Raw genomic sequence first — 23,570 nt, 5'->3', positions numbered from 1 at the left:
GAAGAATATTTCCTTATAAATTTAATTTATTTTGACTATAACTTGAATAAGGCTCCAACAAAAACAAGATAATCTCCAAATCCGCCTGGAGTTAAAGTATAACTACCGTTATATTTTGTTTTAAACTGGTCAGATAATGTTTGCTTTGTTTCTCTGCCAACAATAACGGGAACATAAGCATATAACGATGTCTTTTCCCTTTTATAGATCACGCCTGGTTCCACAGAGAAATTATGACCTGCACGTCTTACACCTTCACTACCGCCTAATATATCTTCAACAGGAGTACCTTCGTCCCGTATGCCCAAAGAAAATGCCCAGCTTTTTAAGCTATAGTTTACACCGACTCTTATTGAATACTGGTCTGCTACACTGAGAAAGATATTGTTGGCAAGGCTATCAATTCTCGACGGCACCCTTCCAAATGTTATAGCAGTTCCATTTTGCACTCTTGGGTTCGCCATATAATAAAAGTTACCATAAAGGCTAAGTGTTCTTGTCGCATTCAAAAAATAAAATGTATTTAGTTCTGTAATAATGCCCGTACCGCCATCGCCCAATTGTATTGAAGGATTTACTGCAGCCAATACTTTTACTGAATCATTTCTATAAAAAAAGTCCTGGTAATTATATGCGCCTGTTGGAAATTTGATCCCCAGCCCCAGCTGAATGTTTCCTTTTTGTTTTACAGTTGGTTTTAATAACCACTTATACGCTGTGAATCTTATATCGCCGATGCCAAATGAATGGGTAGTATGTCTTTTTGTATTGGCGCCCCCATGCTCTAAGGAAGTTTCCCTGCTATTTGCTGCAAACGGAATGCTCAGATACAACGACCATCCGTTTCTCAATAGCCTTGCTATTGACACATCAGTAGAAAATGATTTGACAACAGATTCATTTTGCCCTGGTGTTTTTTGATCAACTGTTCCTTTATAATCTTTAAATGCCTTAAAGTACCTGTTATTAATATTCAACTGCCAGTCAGATGTTGTAAAGGCATTGTCCGTAAGGTTGTATTGCCCAAAACCTGAAATGTTTCGAACTACAACGCAGCCCTGGGAATTTGCAGATTGATCAAACAGCCAGAAGCTCAACAGAATGATGACAGACTTTTTCATAAAACAGTTTTTAATGTTAAGGTGTATTACCTCAAAGCCCATAACCTGATTCTATTCTGAAGTTAGCTCATATTTCAAACAATACTTATATAAAAAAGACAGTTGGCATTTTTTGTAGACGAATGGCATTCGTCCACGTTCATGTTTAGAAGCCTTCCAAATGCCGGTTATTATTTGCGGGATCAACCAAACAATCGAATTAAAAAATTGCCGGTGCATTTGAAAAGTATTTTGGTGTAAATAAAATATTCACCCAAAAAATTGATTTATGAAAAAGTTATCTTTAGTCACAACAGCTTTATTATTTCTTCTTTTCTCCTGCCAAAAGAATGTGGAGAAACAAGCCACAAAAGAAGAAATTCAAACCGCCTCCAACCGGGATCAAAAGCGGGGTCATTTAAAACAAACCAAAGAATACTCGTCTGACGTTGTGACCCGTTGGCTTAATTTGGAATTAACCATGCTCCGTGTACCGATGCCCGCAGGTGTAGCGGCACCTGAAGCAAACCGTGCCATTGCATATTGTGGCATCGCATTGTATGAAGCAGTGCAACCAGGCATGCCTGCTTACCAAACATTATCAGGTCAATTGAATGCATTGCCATCCATTCCTGCAACAGATCTTGGTTTTACCTATCATTGGGCGGCTAGTGCCAATGCTGCATTAGCATATATGAATCGTCATTTGTTTCCACTTGCTTCTGCAGAAAATAAAACTGCAATGGACAACCTGGAAAATGAATTGCAAAATTCTTTTGCTTCGGAAACTGATGCAGCTACACTACAACGTTCAATTGATTTTGGTCGTGCCGTTGCTGAAATAGTTTTTAACTGGTCGCAAACTGATGGCACATCCACATTACCATCACCTGCCACCTATGTATTACCAGTAGGACCAGGTCTTTGGGAAAAAACGCCACCAAATTTTGCCGGGCCGGTAAATCCCTTTGCAAGTCAAAGAAGATTATTAGTAAACGGAAGCACAGATGGAACTGACCTTGCTGCACCACCATCCTATTCCACCGATCCTTCATCTGATTTTTATGCAATGGTAAAAGACGTTTATGACAGATCGCTTGTACTTACTCCTGAGCAAACAGCTATGGCACTTTATCATAGAGATGCGCCAGGTTATCCGGGAGGAGGTTCACTTGTTGCTATGCTTGCGCAAGCTCTCCAACAATCCAATTGCAAACTTGATGTAGCAGCATTGGCTTATGCAAAAGTTGGTCTTGGTACTTATGATGCCATTATGATAGGATTTGTAAAAAAATACCAGGTCAATCTTGTAAGACCGATAACCTACATAAGAAATGTACTTGGACATACAACATGGAATGCACTTTTCGCCACACCTGGTCATCCTGAATTTCCAGCGGCACATGCAGTCAATGGCGGTGTTGTCTCAGTAATGCTTACCGATGCACTAGGAGAAAATTTTGATCTGACACTTGATCATTATAGTTATCTGAGCCCATCCCTCCCTGCACGACATTATAATTCTTTTGATGAACTGAGCCAGGAAATGGGTAATTCAAGAGTGTTTGGCGGAATACATTACCAGGCATCTGTTGATAAAGGTTTTTGGTTGGGCAAGAAGGTTTCGAATAATATCTTAAGTAAGGTTAAATTTTTGAAAGAGTAACTGAAATTATAAAATGTCAGCCTTCTCACTATTTAAAAAAAACACACTTATTCTTCAGGGTAAATCCTGTTAAAAAAAGCCAAAACAGGTTTCCTTTTTACTCCCTTATTTCGACCAATTACCACCGGCAACCGTTAACTACTCTCTCTCCCTATCCTTCAGTTTGCCGGCAACCTATTTTTGGTTCATGATTAAACAAACCAATTTTTAAAACGTTAAACCTTCAACAATGAAACACCAATTCTTTAACCTAATCGGCAGTGGTCTGTTCACCATAGTTTCAATATGTAGTTCATTTTCCCAGGAAGGAACTATTAAAGAATTACCAGCCATTACCATCACTGCCAGTTCTTCAAGCGCAGTTGTCAGTGCTAAAATCAACAAGGCATTTAGCCAGTTTTTTGCCGGGGCTACCAACCTCAGATGGTATGAAATTGACAAGAAATTCCTCGTAAAATTTATCATGAACGACCAGGAAAACCGGGCACTCTTTACAAAAAACGGCCAGCTTGTTTATCACATTACTTATGGAACCGAAGGTTTTCTGCCTAAGGATGTAAGGCATCTTGTAAAGACCAAATACTATGATCAAAAAATCACAAGGGTGCTTAAAGTGAACCAGGACGACAGGAATATTTGGGTGATCCGTATGGAAGACGCAAAAGACATAATCATGGCAAGAGTAGAAGATATGGAATTAGAAGAAACGCAACGCATGACAAAAACGAAATAAGAGTCTCGAGCAGAACATAAGTATTCGTTCTCCGGCCTCCCTTTCCAGGGAGGCCTTTATTTGACATGTCGCCTGATTGTTATACCATTTGGACATTAATCTCGTCGGTATTAGTTTCAAACTGCATCTTCCCGCTTGAAAATGTTCCCGGCGATTATTGTTACACCCCGTTATGAAAGGAAGTTAACCGGTAATATGAGAAAATATACCGCAGGTAAATTAGTTCTGTTTATCGTCGCTAATCTTGTAGCTTTACATAACGGATTTCCTACTTGGGTACTACATTACGAAAGGAGCAATTTTTCAGCTAACTAAATATCCGCAAATTTGAAAATTACATGATGATCAAACCAACTGTCCGACAATAACCCTTTATCCTTTCCCCACTTTCCTGGAATAAAACACATCACCCTGCTCCGTCACTTTGATTAAATGCCGGCACACCGCACTGATGAAGATGCCATTGACCTTACGGGTTAAGGTCATATTAGTTCTGACAATCAACAGCATTTTTTCCATCAAAAGTTACAGTTATGAAAAATTATCTCCTCCCCTGTCTTGCAGGTATCATGCTCTCCTGTATAAACAGTACCAGCCATACACAAAGCACTACCGGTTTCGTAAAACTTAATGCGCAAACTTCGCTTGAAAAACTTATCCCTCCATCTAAGCAATTCAATTCATCCGGCAGTGCGGGTTTCATTTTTCGCAATGATATCTGTGTTAAAGCGGTGCGAAATTTCGTTAGAAGATTTAGAGATATATCTGATGTTACCTGGCGCCAGTCGCAGAGCGGAGCTGCCGCTTATTTCACTATGAATGATATCAGGATAAGTGTCTACTTTCATAAAAACGGGGATTATAGATGCATGATTCGATATTATAGGGAAGACAAGCTACCTCAATCTATTCGCCACCTGGTCCGAAGCCGTTATTACGACTACAACATTTTTTCGGTAACAGAGCTGAATGAAAATGGCAAGACGGTTTATGATGTGAAAATAGAAGATAAACTCTCTTATAAAACAATCAGGATAATCGACGGTGAAATGGAAGTAAGGGAGGAGTTCTTTAAGGCCTGATTAATTCAACATCAAAACACAAGACTTCATTTCCGTACACCACCTGCTATAGCACTTTAACGCATTTCAGCAAAATGCTTATTCATCGTATATTTGCCAGCTAATTTTGAAAGTATGAGCCGTAAAGGAAAAGTGCTGGTGGCAATGAGCGGGGGTATTGACAGTACCGTTACCGCCCTGATGCTCAATGATGAAGGCTATGAAGTGGTAGGTATTACCATGAAAACCTGGGACTATGCCGCCAGCGGTGGTAGCAAGAAAGAAACAGGCTGCTGCAATGTGGACAGCTTTAATGATGCAAGACAGGCCGCCGTGGAGCATGGTTTCGCCCATTATATACTCGACATCCGTGAAGAATTTGGCGGCTTTGTGATTGAAAATTTTGTAGACGAATATCTCGCCGGCCGCACCCCCAATCCCTGCGTACTTTGCAACACACATATAAAATGGCGGGCTCTGTTGAAAAGAGCGGATGCTCTGGGTTGTGATTATATCGCAACTGGTCATTATGCGAAGATTCGCCAACATGAAAACGGAAGATATGTTGTCAGTAAGGCGATCGACGATACCAAGGATCAGAGTTATGTGTTATGGGGATTGCAACAAGACCTGCTCAGCAGAACCTTATTACCCTTAGCACCCTATAAGAAAACAGAGATCAGGCAAATGGCCCTTGATTATGGCTACCCTGAGCTGGCCAAAAAAAGTGAGAGCTATGAAATTTGTTTTGTTCCCGACAATGATTATCGTGGCTTTTTAAAACGCCGTGTTGATGGCCTTGAAGAACGGGTAACCGGGGGGAATTTTGTAGACAAGAATGGAAAGATTTTAGGCCAGCATAAAGGCTATCCCTTTTATACGATTGGCCAGCGAAAAGGTCTTGATATTGCTTTTGGAAAACCAGTGTTTGTTACCCGCATAGATCCTGACACCAACACTGTAGTTTTAGGCGATGAAAGTGACCTGGAACAAAATGAGATGACAGTTGCCAAATTAAACCTGATTAAATATGACACAATAACACCGGGTATGGAAGCCGTCACCAAAATAAGATATAAGGACAAAGGCGCCTTGTCTAATATATATCCTCTTGAAACGGGTAATGCTGTTTCGGTACGATTTTATGAAAATGTAAAAGGTATTGCCCCGGGCCAAAGTGCTGTTTTTTATGAGGGTGATGATGTGATCGGCGGTGGCATCATTCAGCGGGGAAATCTCACTCATTTTCCTGATTTATAAGGCAATAATACAATTTCAAATACGTTTAAAAGCAGTGCAAAAAGCGCTGCTTTTAGTTTCTAAGAACAAATATTTCCATTTAAGTTTTTGAAAATTATTGCATTAGCTCATTGCCGTGTTCCCTATTTAACAGCAACCCACTTATGAGACATCGATTAGGCCTTGTAGTTTTTGTTTTAGTCTGCCTTTTCTCCTGTTCCGAAAAAGAAGAGCTTCCTCTTGAGCCATTGTCAGACTACCTTCCGTTGGCACCGGGGAAATATATCACCTACCGGATCGATTCTTTGGTATTTACCGACTTCCAGCGCAATATTGAAATCCATAGTTACCAGGTAAGGCACCAGGTTGATACGCTGATTGCAGATAATTTGGGCAGACCGACCTACCGTGTATATCGCTTTTTAAGAAATGCAGATGGCACCGGCGAATGGACCAATAACGGGTCTTATTTTGTAACACCATTGCAAGATCGCATCGAAGTAATAGAAGATAATCTTCGTTTTATCAAATTGCATGCTCCGTTAAGAGAGGGATACAACTGGAAAGGAAATAGTTATCTGCATTTAGACCCTTACGAGTCGTTCAGTTTTACCTTGTTTGGATACATGAAAAACTGGGACTATAATTATGACTCCTTCGAATCTTCTTTCACCTATGATGGTCAAGAGTACACTGATGTGTGGACGGTAGAAGAAGAAAATTCAGGGGAAAATTTTCCTGTTACAGCTCCTGCACGTCCTGGCGGTAGAATAAGAGCTGTTGAAAAATATGCAAAAAACATTGGACTCGTCTACCGTGAGTACATGATTGCCGAATATGAACCGAATACATCCGGTCCTGATCCTTATTATCGCGGCTTTGGTATAACCATGTGGATGATCGATCACAATTAATTTTTTGATGGCTTACATTTGAAAAGACAAAGCCATTTACATGAAGGGATTTCTCTTTTTTTTATTAATTCTTTTCCTGGCTAAGTCGGAAGCACAACCTACCCGCTATCTTGTACGGTTAAAGGATAAAGCAACTACAAACTTTTCATTAAGCAATCCTTCCGCTTATTTATCGCAAAGAGCTATTGATCGAAGAGCCCGTTATAATATTCCCATTGATAGTTCAGACCTGCCAGTCCCTTCTTCCTATATTACACAAATAAAGAATATCGCCAGAGTTGAAATAATCAATATTTCAAAATGGTTAAACGCTGTCGTAATCAGAACGACAGATGCAAATGCCACTGCGGCAATTAACTCGTTAAGCTTTGTCGAAAACGTATCTTCCGTCGCCGCCCGGCCAATTAATAACATAGAAAATAAATTCAGGGAAACTATTTCGTTATTAGCTCCCACGGCTCCCCGCTCAAGACAAACCGCATCGGATTACTATGATTATGGCGCTAATTCTTATAACGAAATACATTTACATAAAGGTGAATTCCTCCACAATATCGGTTTGCATGGCGAAGGCTTGCAAATAGCTATACTGGACGGAGGGTTTTTCCAATATACCTCGCTAAAGGCCTTTGACAGTGTCAATGCCAATGCCCAAATATTGAGCACCTGGGACTTTGTGACAGGCAATGCCAATGTTGTTGAAGACAATGCGCATGGCATGCAATGTTTTTCCACTATTGCTGCCAACATTCCGGGACAGTTTATTGGCAAAGCCCCTAAGGCTAATTTTCATTTATTCAGAACAGAAGATGTAAGTTCAGAGTACCCACTTGAAGAATTCAATTGGGCATGCGGCGCGGAGAGAGCCGATAGCATCGGCGCTGACATTATTTCTTCCTCTTTAGGTTATGGTTATGGTTTTAATGATCCGTTTCCAGATTATCCCTATACTGATTTGAATGGTGATAAAACTCTATCAGCAAGGGCTGCGGATTGGGCTGCAAAAAAGGGATTGATGGTGTTTACTGCTGCCGGTAACTCAGGTAATGATTACTGGCGAATGATCACGACTCCAGCAGATGGTGACAGCATTGTGGCCGTTGGATCGGTTAATGCCTCGGGTGTTGTTGCAGCAAGTTCAAGCTATGGTCCTTCCGCCGATGGAAGAATAAAGCCAGATCTGGCATCAGTGGGTTTGGGTGCGATGATACAATTGGCAAATAATACTATCGGCACCGGTAGTGGAACTTCCTTTGCATGCCCAAATATGGCAGGCTTGGCGACATGCATGTGGCAAGCGTTCCCTGAATTTAATAATATGCGGATCATTCGTGCTTTAAAAGAAGCTGGCAGTATTTACACCAACCCTGATAACAGAATTGGATACGGTATTCCGGACATGAAAAAAGCTTTTTCTTCATTGCTCTCTGAATATGCTACCTCTTCAGTCACGATTAATAGCAACTGCTCTGCCATCATCAGTTGGAACAGTAAAGATGTAGCAGGCATGAAGTATATTATCGAAAGAAAACTGCCCGCTAATACCGATTTTTCGAAACTCGCTGAAATAAATGCCGGAGGCAGTAATAGCCTGTTGTCAAATCAGTATCAGTATAGCACACCGGTAAATATTTTTGCTGGCACTATCTATTTTCGGATCCGCCAGGTGATCGATACAAGTGCAGCAGGCTTTGCAGATGTTATTATTGACACTACATCACTGGTAGTTAATTCGTCCTGCGAAACAAACAACTCCGGTCCGTTAATCATAGCCCCTAATCCGGCCATAGGAAATACTACCCTGGTGATTGAAACAAACGACGCTATTCAAAACATACGGATTTCAATCCATGACATGAAAGGAAGCCTTGTTACGCAACTTTTCACATCCAAAGGAAGTGGGAGAAAATCTATTGATTTGCCGGTACAAAGACTACCGGCAGGAAAATACCTTGTAAAAGTCAGCAGGAACAATGAAGAAATAGGTATCGTGAGCCTGTTAAAATTATAACGACTTCTTTAATAGGGCCGCAAACATCGAATCCGCTTTAATGTTGTATCCCCCTAAGACTTTTGATTCGACTAACTCAAGCGAAAAATTGTTTTTTATGAACTCAACCACCTCTTCGTTTTCTTGTTTAAATACGGAACAGGTGATATAAAGAAAATAGCCGCCGGGCATTAATTGCCTTATTGCATTTGATACAATCCTTTTCTGCAATCCTGAATAGTAGCTGATCTTTTCTTTTTCGAAATAATATAGCTGCTCTGGTGTCCTGCTCCAGGTACCGCTGCCACTGCAAGGAGCATCGCAGATGATTAAATCAAAACCCTCCCCGCTTCCTAAAGGGAGGGCTTTAGCGTCCTTATTGGCAAGATCTGCCTTGAAACTTTTGTACTGATGAATGCCTGCTTCAATAAATCTCTTTTTCAGATTATGAATGATCGACTCCCTGATATCAGAAACAGTAAGATCAACATTGCCCAATATATCTTTTGCCATGATGGATTTACCACCACTGGCCGCACAGCAATCCCATACACTTGCCGGTCCTGTCCTGTTTAGATTTTTGAACTGAGTCAACAAGTCTCCTACCCTTTGCGAATTATAATCCTGCACCACGGCCTCTTTGTTTAATTCTATTACATCATCAAGCTTTGATGAGTTGGATAAAACGAGGGAGATGTCATTTACTTGCTTAAAACTAATCCCTGCTCTCTCCAGTTTTTCCATTACCCTTTTTTCCCGGCCGGGCCTCAGTCGTAAGAACAGATCTGGTTGTTTGAAAAATGACTCACAAAATTCTTCATAGACAATGCCCGTACTTAACTCTTCACTCCACGGGAAAACGTCAGTTATTGAAAACTGTTCGTCAGGTTCATAGGCGTTTAGCCATGCAATCTTCTCTTTTATATCTAAACTAACTTGTTCATTCCAGCCGGGTTTTAGTTGTTGCAAAAGTTCATTGGGGACATCCGAACAAAGAAAAAAGGCCGTCAATATTCTTTCCTCCATTGAAAGCCCTGTTCCTGCTTTTCCCAATCGAAAATAGCAATAGCAAAGATGGCCGATTTGCTTGCGGTCCTTTGATCCATACTTCTTATTCAATGAAAAATATTTTTTGAGAAAAGAAGAAAACGGTTCATCACCCTGGTAATGGCTTATAATTTTTACAACGCTATTCAGATAAGAGAAATACCGGTTCATAAAGGATCAAATTTCGGCTTAATAGTTTTTAAAACATAAACTTTCGACACGAGCCATCCCAGGCAACCACAAAAAATCACATGGAAATTGAATTTCATATATGCTTTATTTTGTAATTTAAAGTATGACTGTAGATAGCACTGCCAAACTCCGGTTGTTCATTTCCTATTCTCACGAAGATGAAAAAATGAAGAATGATCTGGACAAGCACCTGGTAATGTTAAAACGATCAGGGAAAATTGAGGTTTGGAATGACCGCAAACTTATAGCCGGAGAAGAATGGGACAGTGGAATAAAAAAAGAAATGCAAAGCGCTGATATAATTTTATTACTCATCAGCGCTGACTTTAATAACTCAGAATATATCTGGAAAGAAGAATTGGCGCATGCGATGCAAAGGCATGAACAGGGTACTGCAAGAGTAGTGCCTGTGATTCTGAGAAAATGCGAATGGAAAGACATGCCTTATGCAAAACTCCAGGCACTTCCAAGGGGAGCCCGGCCCGTCACCGATTTTACTGATAAGGACGATGCATTTACTGATATCGCTTCGGGTATCCGGGTGTTGATCGATTCATTGATACTTAAGAAATAATTGAAACAAGCTCCTGATTGTAGTATATCAATGGCCCTATTTTTTAAAACTTAAAAAGGGTTTATCATGTCTACCATTCTTGAACTGCTCAATCAAAAGTATACTGTATTTGTAGGCAGCGATGCTGAAAACGATGTAGTATTCACTGATCCGGGTGTATCCCCGCGACACTGCCAGGTATCGAAAGTGGGAGATAACAATTTCTTAGTCGCCGATCTTGGATCTGCAACCGGCACCTTTGTCAATAATAAAAAAATTGACAAAGAATTTATCAGCGAATCGGATTTTATTACAGTCGGCGAAAATATCTTTCAACTTACCAAAAAAATCTCTCCGCCAACAGCAGCCGCTTCAGCAAGCCAGCAACAGCCGAAACCCCACCCTGCAGAACCTGCAAAGGAACCTTTGACCCCTCAACCAGAGCCACAACCCATAAAAGAGGAAAGGTCAACATCTCAACGTAAAAGCCATATTGACGTATATTTTTTATCTGCGCCTGAAGACGAGAATATCTGCCGGGCTATTGATAAGCATCTTTCGACCATTCGTTTCAATACCGCTATCCCAATAGCAATAAAAGGCGACTTTAAAATAGGCGCCGGAGAAAATATTCATGAATACAAGGAACAACTATTTAGCTCTGACATCGTATTGGTATTTGTAAGCGTCGATCTATTGAACAATGATGAATGTTACGAACGGCTAAAAAAAGTAATTGCCAATCACAACAGCCGAAAGACAACGCTGCTGCCCATACTCGCCAGGAATTGCATGTGGAAGGCAACACCATTCGCCAACCTGCCCCTGTTACCCAAAAATCAGCATCCGCTAAATGACAAACAATTTTGGAACAGTGAAGATGATGCGCTGACATCGGTTGTTGATGATATTTACAAAGCAATCAACGAACTTAACCTCGGTCAATCACCTGGAGAAGTCAAACCACAGGCGCAAACTGCTTCGATCAAGTCAAGTCTTGAAATCGATTGGAGAAAAAATTATTTATGGAAGGTATTTTGGAAACGGGTAGCTGCCTCACTACTCGACGTATTGATAATTGGAATACCATTGTATATTCTTTTTTACCTATTGGTTTTTAACAGTGCAATGGCGCAGTCGGCGGATTACTACTATGATACGGGCTATGGTGCCCAACAGGATAAACTGATGGAAATTGTTTTCTATTACATCCTGATTGCTGTTGCCCAGATAGTTATTTGCGCATTTATGGAGTCTTCACAATGGAGAGGAACACCCGGCAAGAAAATTATGAAACTCCAGATCACTGATAATGCGGGCAATCCCTTAAGTTTTGGAAAAGCCTTTGTCCGAAATATCATCAAATGGCTCATCAGTGCCTTTACAAGTTTTGGCAATGGCATTTTACTGATTCTTTATATCATCGCCCAGGTCATCGCCTATTCTTATTCAAAAAAATTCTTTCACGATCAACTATCTAATACTGCTATCGGGGAAAGACTTTCGTAAACTAGCCATCAAAATAAAAACAACCGGCTTCAGCCAGTAATCCAACAGCGGCTCAGCTTTAGAACGGCTCCGTATTTATTAGAATAAAAAAGACCGTCCATAATGAGACGATCTTTGATACAGGAAAATTTACTTTTATTGATAAAAGAAAGTATAGTTGGTGGTTTGTGTCGGTTGACCTGTTGTAGCAGACACAGCAGTTGCCGACACCGGCTTATTACCTGCACCATTAACATAACTGCTTGTGATCACTACATTCATCGGTGGCGTGGTTGCGTTTGAAACCATTTCCATTTTGGTAATGATATTAGTGGTGATAGTTGGTAAACTGTTCAATGCAAAATTCTGAGCGCTGTTAGCCGTCATATAGGTGTTGTTGACGGATGTGTTGGCATAAGTATAAGTGTAATCAGCAATCAGATCCATTGTACCACCCGGATCAGCAATATCGCTATATGTTTTCATTCCCGTTACATTACCTGATCCGTCGTAAGAAAAATCAGTTTTGTTTTCCGACATAATTTCACCGGGAAGCATTGAAGAAGACATGTATGAATGAAAGGACATCATCTTATCGGCGTTATAAGTATAAACGGCACTGTCGATTGTGCTCATGGAAAATCCGCCGCCCATATTCATTGTTATAACGAATATCCTATAATCATAGTTCATGGTTGTCTCGTTAGGATAATGATAAATGGTGACGGATGTGTCGGTAGTGGCACCTGGCATATCAGCGACTTTTTGCAGCACCTTCACGATTCGGCCAGCCCCATCCCGGATATATTTATGATAGCTGTCGACAGGTATTCCTCCGGTTGTTCCCTTAATGCTCATTGTCTCCAGTCTCTTTTGGGAGTCGTAAGTGTAGATGGTGGTTTGTGTTTCGGCACCCGTTACGGCGACGGCTTTTACAAGAAGTCCCGAAGTGTTGCCGTTTCCATTTCCACCGTTGTTACCGCTGCTTCCTGATTGAAAGCTAACTTCCTTCTGACAGGAAGCCAATAGAATAGCAGCTAAAAAAGCAGTTAAAAGTATTTTCATAAAGTGTTTTGAGGAACCAATATAACTATAATTCCAACAAAATTTTAACCGGATCTTTCCTAATCAAAAGTTGTTCGGGACTCTCCGGCGATTCTTTCACTCTTACCAGGAAGCTTACCGACTTCTATCTTTTACCAAGGCTTTTTGTGACGGCTAAAATATATTTGAGATAATTTGGAAACGGTGCGCCTGCGGCGCACCGTTTCCAAATTATTTAACACGACCGTTGTGTAGAAGGTTATTTAAAGGCTTTAGCTTCATTCAGGGTATCATATATATCCCTGAATCGAATAATCCTGTTATCGTCATCAAATTCATATATCATGCACCAAAGGGATTCTGTTGTCTTTCCTGTTTTCAATACCCTTCCTTTAGCATTGCCGGTAACCACTACAATGTCATTTCCATCGGATGATTTTTCAAAGAAATGATCGGGCTCCATTTCAGAAAATTCAATATGTTTGGCCATTTCAGAAAAAAAACGCCGCACTTCATTGGTTCCTTTGTAATCACCTGCATACGGGATGTCTGGAGCCCCCATCACTTTAAAATCCACTTTGGGGTGCATTTCCGCAATAATGGCTTCAATATCGCCGCGGTTAAAGGCTTCATACATTTCTCTAACCTTAAGGTCGTTATGCACTAATAGTTCCATAATAAATAATTTTTTAGTGAATAAACAATTACTCATTCTCACAAAGTAGGTTAACCAACCAATTGTCTTTTAAGGAAACGGCAGAACTAAAAGATAAATCCCGATAAGCTGAGGAATAGATTGTGCGATTTCAAATACTGCCTGTATGTAGTCGTAATCAGCTGAAAATTTCCGATTTTTTTCTTAGATGCAGAAATCTTTCTACGCACATATTCAGCGCAAACAGTTTGCCAATTACACTAAAAAAGCGATTGTGGTGTTACCGCAATCGCTTCTGTATTTATTTGGGGCGACGACTGTTATACTTCCAGCAAAGTCTTCACCGGATCTTTCCCGATTAGTAACTGTTCGGGATTTTCGAGCAATTCTTTTACCCTTACCAGGAAACTTACTGATTCACGACCATCGATAATACGGTGATCATAACTTAATGCGAGATACATCATTGGTTTGATAACAACCTGGCCGTTAATAGCCATCGGTCTTTCCTGGATTTTGTGCATACCCAGGATAGCACTTTGCGGAATATTAATGATAGGCGTACTCATTAATGATCCGAACACACCGCCATTCGTAATAGTGAAAGTTCCTCCGGTCAATTCTTCCGCTGTCAATTTGCTATCTCTTGCTTTACCGGCGAGCTCAATTACTTTCTTTTCTACGTCAGCCATGCTCATGCTTTCAACATTTCGCATTACCGGCACCGTCAACCCTCTCGGTGTACTCACAGCAATACTGATATCAGCATAGTCATGATAAATTAACTGGTCGCCATCAATATAAGCATTCACGGAAGGCCATTCAGCCAAAGCCACCGCACAGGCCTTTGCAAAGAAGCTCATAAAGCCAAGACCAACGCCATGTATCTCTTTAAACTTGTCTTTGTGTTTAGTACGAATCTCCATGATACGGCTCATGTCCACCTCATTGAAGGTGGTAAGCATGGCCGTTGTATTTTTTGCTTCTACCAATCTCCTTGAAATGGTCTTACGGAGATTGCTCATTTTTTCTGTACGTACATTCCGGCTATATAATTCAGTACCTGCAAATGCTTTCTTACCGGGGCTACTCAAGGCAGCTAATACATCTTCCTTCAGGATTTTTCCCTGGAAGCCAGAAGGAGTAACAGTTTTTGGATCTACTTTTTTATCGGCAATAATAGCGGAAGCAACTGGCGTAGCTTTTATATCGTTCGGAACTGCAGTAACAAGAGCCGTGCTGGCCTGTTTAGCCGTTTCTTTCACTTCCTGCTTAGTCTCCTGTTTTACTTCTTTCTTTTCAGCAGCCGGGGCAACAGGCGAACCGTTGCTGGCAGGCTTAGTAGCGGTCTCATCAATACTCGCCAGCAGATCGCCAATTTTTAACGTATCACCTTCCTGTGCCGCAGTTTTCAACACACCGGCTTTTTCTGCATTTACTTCAAATGTAGCTTTCTCACTTTCGAGCTCTGCAATCACTTCATCCCTGTCAACATAATCCCCGTCTTTTTTGGTCCATTTTAATAAGGTGACCTCACTGATAGACTCTCCTACTGTTGGTACTTTTATATCGATCATATTATTTGTTTCTATTTTGTCGTTCGGGGTTTGGTTGGGTTCTAGTGATGATCAAACATCTTTCGATATTCATATTATATAGAAAATGCCGTTTCAATTATTTCTTCCTGCTCCTGCTTGTGCACCTTGGCGTATCCTGTCGCCGTTGATGCACTTGGCTGACGGCTGATCACACCATAGTTGATCGTCTTCAGGTTCATTTGCAGGAATGAAGCCGCTCCCATATTCAGTGGTTCTTCCTGTACCCAGAACCAGGTAGCCCGGTTGTATTTTTTATATAACTCTTCTAATTGTTTTACCGGCAACGGATACAATTGTTCCACCCTGATGATGGCAACGTCTTTTTTATTTTCTTTTTGTTGCCGTTCTGCCAGGTCAAAATAAATTTTACCAGAACAGAATAATACTTTCTTTACTGCATTACTATCAGCAAAAGGATCATCAAGCACTTCTTTAAAACTACCGCTTAAAAATTCTTCTTTAGCAGAGTAACTACCGGGATGGCGAAGATTAGCCTTAGGTGAGAAATTAATCAATGGCTTACGGAAAGGCCAGGCCTGTTGTCTTCTTAAGGCATGGAAAAAGTTAGCCGCAGTCGTGATATTGGTGATCACCATATTCAATTCTGCACAAGCTTGTAAAAATCTTTCCAACCTGGCACTGCTATGCTCCGGCCCCTGTCCTTCATAACCGTGCGGCAACAACATTGTGAGGCCATTCATCCGGTTCCATTTTTGCTCACCTGCAGAGATAAATTGGTCAATCATAGTTTGAGCGCCATTTACAAAATCACCAAACTGGGCCTCCCAAATAACCAATGCATTTGGATTAGCAAGGCTATAGCCATATTCAAAACCCAGTACACCATATTCACTCAACAGTGAATTGAATATCCGGTACTTTCCTTTCGCCCCCTCTATCCTGTCCAACCTGTTATAAGCCTCATCTGTATTTTCATCACGAAGCACCGCATGACGATGTGAAAAAGTACCCCGGCGTATATCCTGGCCACTCATTCTCACATCTTTTTCATCTACCAATAAACTTCCATATGCCAACAATTCACCGGTAGCCCAATCCAGTTTCCCTTCTGTTTCAAATAGCTTTACTTTATCCTGTATAATTTTTTCTACTTTTCGTAATGGCTTAAATGTATCAGGCCATTTCATCATGGCATCAAATACTTTATCAAAAACCGCTGAACTGATAGCGGTCACGGGCGATTTATCAAAATCCTGTTCCGTTGCTTTTCGCAAATTTCTCCACCATATCTCCGGCTGTTGATAATGATAAGGCAACGGCTTTTGCTTCACCTCATCCAAACGTTCCTGCAAATCATCCCAGAATTTTTTCTCCATTTGTTTCGCCAATTCTCGGGCATCTGCCTCACCATGATCCAATAAGTATTTTACATACACTTCTCTTGGATTAGCATGCTTATCAATCAGGGCGTATAAATGTGGTTGTGTAAATTTAGGATCATCACCCTCGTTGTGACCATGGCGACGATAACACACCATATCAATGAAGACATCACTATTGAACTCCTGGCGATAACGTGTCGCAATTTCAGCACATTTTAATACAGCTTCGGGATCATCACCGTTCACATGAAATACGGGAGCCTGTATAGCTGCCGCCAATGAAGTACAATAATCAGAGCTTCTTGCTTCATCAAAATCTGTGGTAAACCCGATCTGGTTATTAATTACAAAATGAATCGTACCTCCCACATAATAACCTCCAAGGTTGCTCATTTGTGTCACTTCATATACAATTCCCTGGCCGGCTACGGATGCATCACCGTGGATGAGGATAGGAAGTATTTTATCATAATTACTTTCATATAATACATCAGCCTTAGCCCTTGCAAAACCAATCACTACCGGGTCAACAGCTTCCAGGTGTGACGGATTCGGCATCAGTTTCAGGTGGATCGTTTTGTCATTTACTGTTTTTACTTCACTACCAAAACCCATGTGATACTTTACATCACCGCTTCCCATGGTTTGATCAACCTTAGCCGTGCCTTCAAACTCGCTAAAGATTTGCTCATAGGTTTTCCCCATGATGTTTGCCAGTATATTCAATCTTCCGCGGTGTGCCATTCCAATCACTACTTCCTGCACATCATGATCCCCTGCCGTATTGATTATGGCATCCAAAGCAGCAATTGTAGTCTCTCCCCCTTCCAATGAAAATCTTTTTTGCCCCACATATTTGGTATGCAAAAACTTTTCAAACATCACACCCTGATTCAGCTTTTCCAGGATACGTTTTTTCTTTTCCAGCGGAACAGGTTCAGAAAACTTTCGCTCCATTTCCTCAGCCAGCCAATTCACTTTTTTCTGGTTGCTGATATATTTAAATTCGATACCGACATGCCCGGCATATACTTTTTCTAAATGATCCCAGATATTCTTTAGCGTAGTGGCGCCTAATCCGACTCTTTCTCCTACCTGGAAAGTCTTGTCCAAATCAGCTTCTTCCAAGCCAAAAAAGGCAAGGGTTAGATTGGCATCACGGTCTTTGCGGGCCCGGATGGGATTTGTCTTGGCTATCAGGTGACCTTTATTCCGGTAACCCAGGATCATTCGGTAGGCTCCTAGCTCTTTTCTCCAACCATTGCTGCTGGTCAATCCTTCTGCTGGCGCCACCGTAGATTTAGCGGCAGTGCCATTACCGTTGGTTTTCAACGCACCACTATCCACTGCAAAGTCAAATCCCTCAAAAAATTTCTTCATTTCAGGATCGACACTATTGGGGTCCTTTACAAACTCCAAATACATATTTTCGATAAATGCAGGGGATGAATTAGTTATATAAGAAAAATCCTTCATCTAAGGCAGATTTGATAGTGAATTTTAAGGGCTGACAAATATCGTTTAAAAAACTGATAATCCGTTTGCAATGCCCCCACTTTCAGCGTCATGATACAAACAACTGTTTGCCATAATTAGGGTCCGTATATCGCCATCCTGCTTTTTAAGAATAAACCTTATAATATTTGGCTAATAAAAGTCTCAGCCTTACCTTTGCCCTCCTTAAAATTGATAGGAATGGCTAATCACAAAGCAACAAAGAAAGATGTACGTCAGGCTGCTAAACGCCGCGAAAGAAATAAATATTACGGAAAAACAACCCGTAATGCTATCCGCGATCTGAAAGCTGCCAGTGGGAAAGAAGCAGGAGAACAATTTCCTTCTGTTGCCAGTATGATTGATAAATTGGCAAAACGTGGTGTAATCCATAAGAAAAAAGCGGCTAACCTTAAAAGCAAATTGGCTAAAAAAGTAGCTGCAGAAAAATTGGCTAAGTAATAATAACTTATCCCAAAATAGATTGAAAGGCATTCGCTGTTGCGGATGCCTTTTTGTTTTTGTAGCAGCAGAAGAAGCGGCGGTATAGAATGCTTTATATTTATCGCTTTAAATTGAATTATGCGAAAAATATTACTGCTGGCATCTATATTCCGTGTATTTGTGATGCACTCTCAAGATATCACTACAAAGTTTGAACTGTCCGGTGGTAAAGAAACTCCCCTCTATAACGAAATCATCAATTGGTGGAAAAAGCTGGACGAGAGATCGGGAAAAGTAAAAATGTTTACCATGGGAATGACGGACGCCGGTTTTCCACTCCACCTTATTGTTGTTTCCAATAATGGTGATAACAACTTCTCCAACATCCGGAAAAATAATAAGCCAATCATCCTTATCAACAATGGCATTCACCCGGGTGAACCGGATGGCATAGATGCAAGTATGCTCATGGTGAAGGATATAGTGACTAGTAAATATAAAATTCCGGACAATATTGTTTTAGCTATTATCCCCGTTTACAACATTGGCGGTTGTCTTAACCGCAGCGTTAATTATCGGATTGATCAAAATGGCCCGGTTGAAAAAGGATTCAGAGGCAACTCCCGGAACCTGGATCTCAACCGCGATTTTATCAAATGCGATTCAAAGGATGCGAGGGCTTTCACCGAAATATTTCATTTGACTGATCCGGATGTTTTTGTGGACAACCATGTAAGCAATGGCGCCGATTACCAGCATATAATGACTTTACTTACATCGCAACATAGTAAGTTAGGCGGCGTAATGGGCGAATTTATCAATAAGCGATTTGAACCTGCCCTTTATTCTTTGATGAAAGAAAAGAATTATGACCTGGTCCCTTATGTAAATGTATGGGGCGAAACACCGGATAAAGGCTGGTCGCAGTTTTGGGATAGCCCACGCTACGGAAGCGGCTATGGCTCGCTATGGCACAGTTTTTCTTTTGTACCCGAAACACATATGCTCAAACCATACGATCAACGGGTAAAAGCTACCTATGCTTTAATGCAATGTTTTATTGATTTTACCAGCAAGAACAGCGTTATCATCAAACAAACAAGAGAGCAGGCAAAACAAGCGGTAAAAACGCAGGCACAATTTCCCTTGAATTGGAAACTTGATAAGTCAAAATTTACAACCATTGGCTACAGGGGATATACGGCAGGATACAAACCAAGTGAAGTTTCCGGTCACCCACGTTTATATTATGACCGCGGCAAACCCTATGAGATGCAGGTTCCTTTTTATAATTATTATGAGCAGAAAGAATTTATTCAGAAACCAAAAGCCTACATCATTCCGCAGGGTTGGTGGAAGGTCATCGACCTCCTAAAATTGAACGAAGTTGAGATGCTGCAATTGAAAAAGGATACAACGATTGAAGTAGAAGTGTATCGTATTGAGGATTATAAAACCGCCGCTCTTCAATATGAAATGCATCATCCGAATAGTGATGTGAAGATCAGCAGCCAGATGCAAAAAATGAATTTTCGCAAGGGTGATTATTATATCCCTATGAACCAGGAAGCGAACCGGTTTTTAATTGAAACACTGGAGCCGCAAATGGAAGACTCTTATTTCGCGTGGAATTATTTTGATGCGATACTTGGACAAAAAGAAGGCTACTCGGCTTATGCATTTGAAGATATTGCTGCCGAATATTTAAAAACAAATCCCGAACTGAAGACAAAGCTGGAACAAAAAAGATCGGCTGATACAAGTTTTGCGAAAAATGGTGCAGCTCAATTAAATTTCGTTTATCAAAACTCTTCTTATTTTGAACCGGTGCATATGCGCTATCCTGTGTACCGGATGAAATGACCAGTAAGTCAATTATAAACTACTCACTCCTTTTACTTTTTCGATCCGAAAATTGTTGGCTTTGGCAAATTTTTGCTGGGCCTCCTGTAATTCCTTTGTCACCTGGTCTTTTTGACCCACCATGCGGGCCAGCCTCTGACGTTCATTTTCCTTTTCCGTTTCGTTCGAGGCCATTGTAAATTTTTTAAACGAAGAATAAACGGCCTTCAGGTAAACGAAATACTGAACAGCAGCTTTTTTAAAATTTTCTCCTTCCTCTACATTAGGAGCCTCCAGCTTTTGAATTTCTTTCAGCTTGTTATCGGCCAACTCCTCCATATGCTGACTTACCAGGATGGCACTGTCAGTCTCGTTATTGTCCAAAAATGCCCCCGCCTTTTCATCAGCAATGGCAATGGCGGATGAAAGTTCAGTTTCCATTTGAACAATTCGCTGGCTATAATCGAACGCTGATTTGGATTGGCAACCAAAAAAAGTGGCAGTAAGTAGTAATAGTAGAAGTATATTTCTCATAGCAATTGGACTTGTTGATGAATAACGTACATCAAAACAAAAAATTTAGTTGCATACCCAAAAAAGCAGCAGCAATAGGACTTTTACCTGTCGATTATACTATCTGGCTGGACGACTGCATCCTTTTTATCCATACCGGAGAAGAGATAACGTCCCAATAACAGGCTTGCGAGCAGTACCAGTATACTCAAATAACCCAGCCATTCGTAATGTTGTATTTTTCCCGCTTTATCTTTTAATACAATAAATCCTGCAACTACCGATGCGATGCTGGTCCCCAATTGCTGAACACTTCCATTAAAACTCATAAAACTACCCCGCTGCTCAGGCTTCACCACTTCACTGATCATCGCCTGTGCCGTCACCGCCCGACCTGTCGCTACCACAAACCAAATAGCAAAAAATATCAAAACAACTGTAAAAGGAACTGTTGGCATTCGGGTAATTATTATTACCATAAACAAAGAAAAGAAGACCGAAATGCTAAAGACAGGCAGCTTACCCCTTTTATCGGAAATACGTCCCAAATATATAGCGGCAATCAAAGAAGCAATACCTCCTACCAAATAAATCATAGGAGTAAGGTCTTTTGAAAATCCTTTGTTGAATTCAAGATAAGGATTGATAAAAGGAATGATCAGGAAATGCCCCATCATCAGCAGGCAGGAGAAGAGCAATGCGGAACGTTGAGCAGGAGTTTGCAAAACTGTTCCCAATAACATCAGTGGTTGTTCCTTCTTTTCTGACTGCAGAATATGACCCTTCATTGGTGGAATAAACTTTATGAGTAGCGGAGCCAATGCGATACCAACACCGCCTACCAGCAAAAAAGGAATATGCCAATCATCATGAAAAAGATTAGTGAGATACAATGAAAAAGGCACTCCCAGAATGGAAGCAATGGCAAATGCGCTCATCACTGATCCCATGGCAGCACCTCTTCTTTCATACGTAAAAAGATCTGCAATGATTGAGAACACCTGGGCGCCGATGACACCTCCAAAAATTCCCGCTAGTATCCGTGATGCAAATAAAAAATTATAGGTTGGAGAAAAGCCGCAGGCCAGTGTTCCAAGGAGAAAGCCAATATAGGATAATACGAGGATTTTCTTCCTGTCAAACTGGTCCACGATAAAAGCAGCAGCAAATCCCGATACAGCGGCACTTATAGAATATGCACTAACTAAAAAACTAAACTGCTTTGGGTTAATATCAAAATATGGCATCAGGTAGTTACCCAATGGCATCATGATCATAAAGTCCAGGATATGCGTAAAATTAAGCCCTGCTAAAATGAATACAATTATTCTTTCTGTTCTGGTCATTGACTGAAGATGGACAAATGTCGGGAATCCCTGGCTAACTCAAACAAAATATAATCAGGCCATTAATGATCGATAAAGAATACAACTTTTTTTAGGGAGTCAAAAGACGTCGAAATCGTTTGCTCATGGTATCCGCAACTTTGCCGTCTTTTGTTCTATAAATGAAATGAGCAGCCAGGTCTTTTTTCTTGTCAACAAAAGCTAATGCTTTTTCAAGTCCCATTACCATCAACGCATTATCATATGCATCGGCAGTCATAGCATCCTTTGCAAATACAGTAACACTGATCAATTCATTTTGCAGTGTGTAGCCAGTCTTCGGATTCAACAAGTGGGTTATCTTCCTACCATTACTTTCATGATACCGCCTGTAATTGCCGGAAGTAGTAATGGCACCTTGATCGGGGTATACGACTCTTTCAATCATAGAAAAATTAGCATCCTCACCAGGCGCCTCAATGCCAATGGACATTTTTTCATTGCCCGGCTTTCGGCCACTTACTCTTATTTCGCCACCTAACTCAATAATATAGTTTCTGACTCCCAGCTCATCAAAAAAATCAGCAAGGACATCTACGCTGTATCCCTGTGCAATACCATTGGGATCTAACTGAACACAAGGTTTTCTTTTTGCAATCTTATTCCGTTTCGTATAAACCAACCGCGAGTTTATGCAAGGCATAATTTCTTTGATAGCGGCTGAATCGGGTAAAGAGTTTTTCCTTTCCGGTCCAAAGCCCCATGCATCTGTCAAAGGAAACACGGTAATATCAAATAGTCCTTTTGTTTTTCTAAATACCGCAAGAGCTTTTGTTACCACCCTCATTAAATGTTGATCAGCCGTTATGCCGCTGGTAGATTGATTAAATTGATTAACGAGTGAGTAAGGCTTATATAAGGATAGGGAGCTATCAATTTTATTCAAAACACTGTCTATTTGCCTTTTTATAATCAAACTATCCTGCGCATAGTAAGTGATATGATAGGTAGTTCCCTGCGCCGCTCCGTTGATCTGAATCTTTTTTATCTCTGGATATCCGGCAAAAGACAAATTGAAGAAGCACAAAACTATAAGACATAAACTTTTCATACGGCAAATCTATTTCAGAACGAGGCATCTTATAAAACAAAAAAGCCTCTCAGAAATAAATCTGAAAGGCTTTTTTAATAAATATGGCAGCTACCTACTCTCCCGCATTGTTGTGCAGTACCATGGGCCATGAGGGACTTAACTTCTCTGTTCGGTATGGGAAGAGGTGAACACCCTCGGCAAAACCACCATAAAAATATGAGCGATGAGATGAACTC

At 40.8% G+C, this 23,570-nt stretch carries 20 protein-coding genes and 1 rRNA gene; 10 read left to right on the top strand and 11 right to left on the bottom strand.

The window, feature by feature from the left end:
• Positions 1-35 precede the first annotated feature (35 nt).
• On the bottom strand, positions 36-1,121 hold the full coding sequence (locus tag ACFEL9_RS05895; protein ID WP_385887047.1) for a hypothetical protein: 1,086 nt from the start codon (positions 1,119-1,121) through the stop codon (positions 36-38).
• Positions 1,122-1,389: 268 nt separating this feature from the next.
• Here ACFEL9_RS05895 and ACFEL9_RS05890 point away from each other — a divergent pair, with 268 nt between their 5' ends.
• Positions 1,390-2,766 carry a vanadium-dependent haloperoxidase gene (locus ACFEL9_RS05890; RefSeq protein WP_385887044.1) on the top strand — a complete coding sequence of 459 codons (1,377 nt, stop codon included), beginning with the start codon at positions 1,390-1,392 and terminating at the stop codon, positions 2,764-2,766.
• 229 nt (positions 2,767-2,995) lie between these two features.
• Entirely contained in the window at positions 2,996-3,499 is a 504-nt protein-coding gene (locus ACFEL9_RS05885; protein WP_385887041.1) for a hypothetical protein, read from the top strand.
• Positions 3,500-3,871: 372 nt separating this feature from the next.
• Here ACFEL9_RS05885 and ACFEL9_RS05880 read toward each other — a convergent pair whose 3' ends face one another.
• On the bottom strand, positions 3,872-4,018 hold the full coding sequence (locus tag ACFEL9_RS05880) for a hypothetical protein (RefSeq protein ID WP_385887038.1): 147 nt from the start codon (positions 4,016-4,018) through the stop codon (positions 3,872-3,874).
• A gap of 14 nt (positions 4,019-4,032) precedes the next feature.
• Between ACFEL9_RS05880 and ACFEL9_RS05875 the strand changes: the two genes are divergently transcribed.
• The 4 genes from ACFEL9_RS05875 (at position 4,033) to ACFEL9_RS05860 (ending at position 8,724) form a co-directional block, all read left to right on the top strand.
• Positions 4,033-4,581, top strand: a complete 549-nt coding sequence (locus ACFEL9_RS05875) for a hypothetical protein (protein WP_385887036.1) — start codon at positions 4,033-4,035, stop codon at positions 4,579-4,581.
• Between the two features lie 114 nt (positions 4,582-4,695).
• The gene (gene mnmA, locus ACFEL9_RS05870) at positions 4,696-5,820 is read left to right on the top strand and encodes a tRNA 2-thiouridine(34) synthase MnmA (protein ID WP_385887033.1); all 1,125 of its coding nucleotides are present in this window, start codon (positions 4,696-4,698) and stop codon (positions 5,818-5,820) included.
• A gap of 143 nt (positions 5,821-5,963) precedes the next feature.
• On the top strand, positions 5,964-6,713 hold the full coding sequence (locus tag ACFEL9_RS05865; RefSeq protein ID WP_385887030.1) for a hypothetical protein: 750 nt from the start codon (positions 5,964-5,966) through the stop codon (positions 6,711-6,713).
• 40 nt (positions 6,714-6,753) lie between these two features.
• Positions 6,754-8,724 (top strand): S8 family serine peptidase, encoded by a 1,971-nt coding sequence (locus tag ACFEL9_RS05860; protein ID WP_385887027.1) that lies wholly within the window; start codon positions 6,754-6,756, stop codon positions 8,722-8,724.
• Here the strand turns inward: ACFEL9_RS05860 and ACFEL9_RS05855 are convergent.
• On the bottom strand, positions 8,719-9,921 hold the full coding sequence (locus ACFEL9_RS05855; RefSeq protein WP_385887024.1) for an RsmB/NOP family class I SAM-dependent RNA methyltransferase: 1,203 nt from the start codon (positions 9,919-9,921) through the stop codon (positions 8,719-8,721). The genes ACFEL9_RS05860 and ACFEL9_RS05855 overlap by 6 nt on opposite strands.
• Before the next feature lie 124 nt (positions 9,922-10,045).
• On the opposite strand from ACFEL9_RS05855, the gene ACFEL9_RS05850 reads away from it, so the two are divergent.
• Both ACFEL9_RS05850 and ACFEL9_RS05845 read left to right on the top strand, forming a co-directional pair.
• On the top strand, positions 10,046-10,516 hold the full coding sequence (locus tag ACFEL9_RS05850) for a toll/interleukin-1 receptor domain-containing protein (RefSeq protein ID WP_276501235.1): 471 nt from the start codon (positions 10,046-10,048) through the stop codon (positions 10,514-10,516).
• A gap of 66 nt (positions 10,517-10,582) precedes the next feature.
• The gene (locus ACFEL9_RS05845; protein ID WP_385887021.1) at positions 10,583-12,004 is read left to right on the top strand and encodes an RDD family protein; all 1,422 of its coding nucleotides are present in this window, start codon (positions 10,583-10,585) and stop codon (positions 12,002-12,004) included.
• 135 nt (positions 12,005-12,139) lie between these two features.
• On the opposite strand, the gene ACFEL9_RS05840 is transcribed toward ACFEL9_RS05845, so the two are convergent.
• From ACFEL9_RS05840 to ACFEL9_RS05825, 4 genes are all read right to left on the bottom strand, one after another.
• Positions 12,140-13,048 (bottom strand): hypothetical protein, encoded by a 909-nt coding sequence (locus tag ACFEL9_RS05840; RefSeq protein WP_385887018.1) that lies wholly within the window; start codon positions 13,046-13,048, stop codon positions 12,140-12,142.
• 238 nt (positions 13,049-13,286) lie between these two features.
• Entirely contained in the window at positions 13,287-13,703 is a 417-nt protein-coding gene (locus ACFEL9_RS05835; RefSeq protein WP_385887016.1) for a nuclear transport factor 2 family protein, read from the bottom strand.
• A 299-nt stretch (positions 13,704-14,002) separates the two neighbouring features.
• Complete coding sequence (gene odhB, locus ACFEL9_RS05830) at positions 14,003-15,259, bottom strand: 2-oxoglutarate dehydrogenase complex dihydrolipoyllysine-residue succinyltransferase (RefSeq protein WP_385887013.1); 1,257 nt, start codon at positions 15,257-15,259, stop codon at positions 14,003-14,005.
• 74 nt (positions 15,260-15,333) lie between these two features.
• On the bottom strand, positions 15,334-18,099 hold the full coding sequence (locus ACFEL9_RS05825) for a 2-oxoglutarate dehydrogenase E1 component (protein WP_385887010.1): 2,766 nt from the start codon (positions 18,097-18,099) through the stop codon (positions 15,334-15,336).
• A 219-nt stretch (positions 18,100-18,318) separates the two neighbouring features.
• Here ACFEL9_RS05825 and rpsT point away from each other — a divergent pair, with 219 nt between their 5' ends.
• Together rpsT and ACFEL9_RS05815 are read left to right on the top strand one after the other, a co-directional pair.
• Entirely contained in the window at positions 18,319-18,579 is a 261-nt protein-coding gene (gene rpsT / locus ACFEL9_RS05820) for a 30S ribosomal protein S20 (protein WP_276501228.1), read from the top strand.
• Between the two features lie 120 nt (positions 18,580-18,699).
• Complete coding sequence (locus ACFEL9_RS05815; protein WP_385887007.1) at positions 18,700-20,424, top strand: M14 family metallopeptidase; 1,725 nt, start codon at positions 18,700-18,702, stop codon at positions 20,422-20,424.
• 12 nt (positions 20,425-20,436) lie between these two features.
• Here the strand turns inward: ACFEL9_RS05815 and ACFEL9_RS05810 are convergent, their stop codons facing one another.
• The 4 genes from ACFEL9_RS05810 to rrf form a co-directional block, all read right to left on the bottom strand.
• Positions 20,437-20,937, bottom strand: a complete 501-nt coding sequence (locus ACFEL9_RS05810) for a hypothetical protein (RefSeq protein ID WP_385887004.1) — start codon at positions 20,935-20,937, stop codon at positions 20,437-20,439.
• Positions 20,938-21,020: 83 nt separating this feature from the next.
• Positions 21,021-22,262: an MFS transporter gene (locus ACFEL9_RS05805; RefSeq protein ID WP_385887002.1), complete on the bottom strand. Its 1,242-nt coding sequence runs from the start codon at positions 22,260-22,262 to the stop codon at positions 21,021-21,023.
• 91 nt (positions 22,263-22,353) lie between these two features.
• Positions 22,354-23,352 (bottom strand): FAD:protein FMN transferase, encoded by a 999-nt coding sequence (locus ACFEL9_RS05800; protein ID WP_385887000.1) that lies wholly within the window; start codon positions 23,350-23,352, stop codon positions 22,354-22,356.
• Between the two features lie 81 nt (positions 23,353-23,433).
• Positions 23,434-23,545 (bottom strand): 5S ribosomal RNA (gene rrf, locus ACFEL9_RS05795).
• Between the last annotated feature and the right edge of the window lie 25 nt (positions 23,546-23,570).

Source organism: Terrimonas alba (assembly GCF_042434975.1).
In the GTDB taxonomy this organism is placed as follows: domain Bacteria; phylum Bacteroidota; class Bacteroidia; order Chitinophagales; family Chitinophagaceae; genus Terrimonas_B; species Terrimonas_B alba.
This window is presented reverse-complemented; position numbering and strand designations above follow the sequence as displayed.

Excerpts from the sequence above, each read along its gene's own strand:
- ACFEL9_RS05895 (WP_385887047.1), bottom strand. The coding sequence starts at position 1,121 with ATGAAAAAGTCTGTCATCATTCTGTTGAGCTTCTGGCTGTTTGATCAA.
- ACFEL9_RS05890 (WP_385887044.1), top strand. The coding sequence starts at position 1,390 with ATGAAAAAGTTATCTTTAGTCACAACAGCTTTATTATTTCTTCTTTTC.
- ACFEL9_RS05885 (WP_385887041.1), top strand. The coding sequence starts at position 2,996 with ATGAAACACCAATTCTTTAACCTAATCGGCAGTGGTCTGTTCACCATA.
- ACFEL9_RS05880 (WP_385887038.1), bottom strand. The coding sequence starts at position 4,018 with ATGGAAAAAATGCTGTTGATTGTCAGAACTAATATGACCTTAACCCGT.
- ACFEL9_RS05875 (WP_385887036.1), top strand. The coding sequence starts at position 4,033 with ATGAAAAATTATCTCCTCCCCTGTCTTGCAGGTATCATGCTCTCCTGT.
- mnmA (WP_385887033.1), top strand. The coding sequence starts at position 4,696 with ATGAGCCGTAAAGGAAAAGTGCTGGTGGCAATGAGCGGGGGTATTGAC.
- ACFEL9_RS05865 (WP_385887030.1), top strand. The coding sequence starts at position 5,964 with ATGAGACATCGATTAGGCCTTGTAGTTTTTGTTTTAGTCTGCCTTTTC.
- ACFEL9_RS05860 (WP_385887027.1), top strand. The coding sequence starts at position 6,754 with ATGAAGGGATTTCTCTTTTTTTTATTAATTCTTTTCCTGGCTAAGTCG.
- ACFEL9_RS05855 (WP_385887024.1), bottom strand. The coding sequence starts at position 9,921 with ATGAACCGGTATTTCTCTTATCTGAATAGCGTTGTAAAAATTATAAGC.
- ACFEL9_RS05850 (WP_276501235.1), top strand. The coding sequence starts at position 10,046 with ATGACTGTAGATAGCACTGCCAAACTCCGGTTGTTCATTTCCTATTCT.
- ACFEL9_RS05845 (WP_385887021.1), top strand. The coding sequence starts at position 10,583 with ATGTCTACCATTCTTGAACTGCTCAATCAAAAGTATACTGTATTTGTA.
- ACFEL9_RS05840 (WP_385887018.1), bottom strand. The coding sequence starts at position 13,048 with ATGAAAATACTTTTAACTGCTTTTTTAGCTGCTATTCTATTGGCTTCC.
- ACFEL9_RS05835 (WP_385887016.1), bottom strand. The coding sequence starts at position 13,703 with ATGGAACTATTAGTGCATAACGACCTTAAGGTTAGAGAAATGTATGAA.
- odhB (WP_385887013.1), bottom strand. The coding sequence starts at position 15,259 with ATGATCGATATAAAAGTACCAACAGTAGGAGAGTCTATCAGTGAGGTC.
- ACFEL9_RS05825 (WP_385887010.1), bottom strand. The coding sequence starts at position 18,099 with ATGAAGGATTTTTCTTATATAACTAATTCATCCCCTGCATTTATCGAA.
- rpsT (WP_276501228.1), top strand. The coding sequence starts at position 18,319 with ATGGCTAATCACAAAGCAACAAAGAAAGATGTACGTCAGGCTGCTAAA.
- ACFEL9_RS05815 (WP_385887007.1), top strand. The coding sequence starts at position 18,700 with ATGCGAAAAATATTACTGCTGGCATCTATATTCCGTGTATTTGTGATG.
- ACFEL9_RS05810 (WP_385887004.1), bottom strand. The coding sequence starts at position 20,937 with ATGAGAAATATACTTCTACTATTACTACTTACTGCCACTTTTTTTGGT.
- ACFEL9_RS05805 (WP_385887002.1), bottom strand. The coding sequence starts at position 22,262 with ATGACCAGAACAGAAAGAATAATTGTATTCATTTTAGCAGGGCTTAAT.
- ACFEL9_RS05800 (WP_385887000.1), bottom strand. The coding sequence starts at position 23,352 with ATGAAAAGTTTATGTCTTATAGTTTTGTGCTTCTTCAATTTGTCTTTT.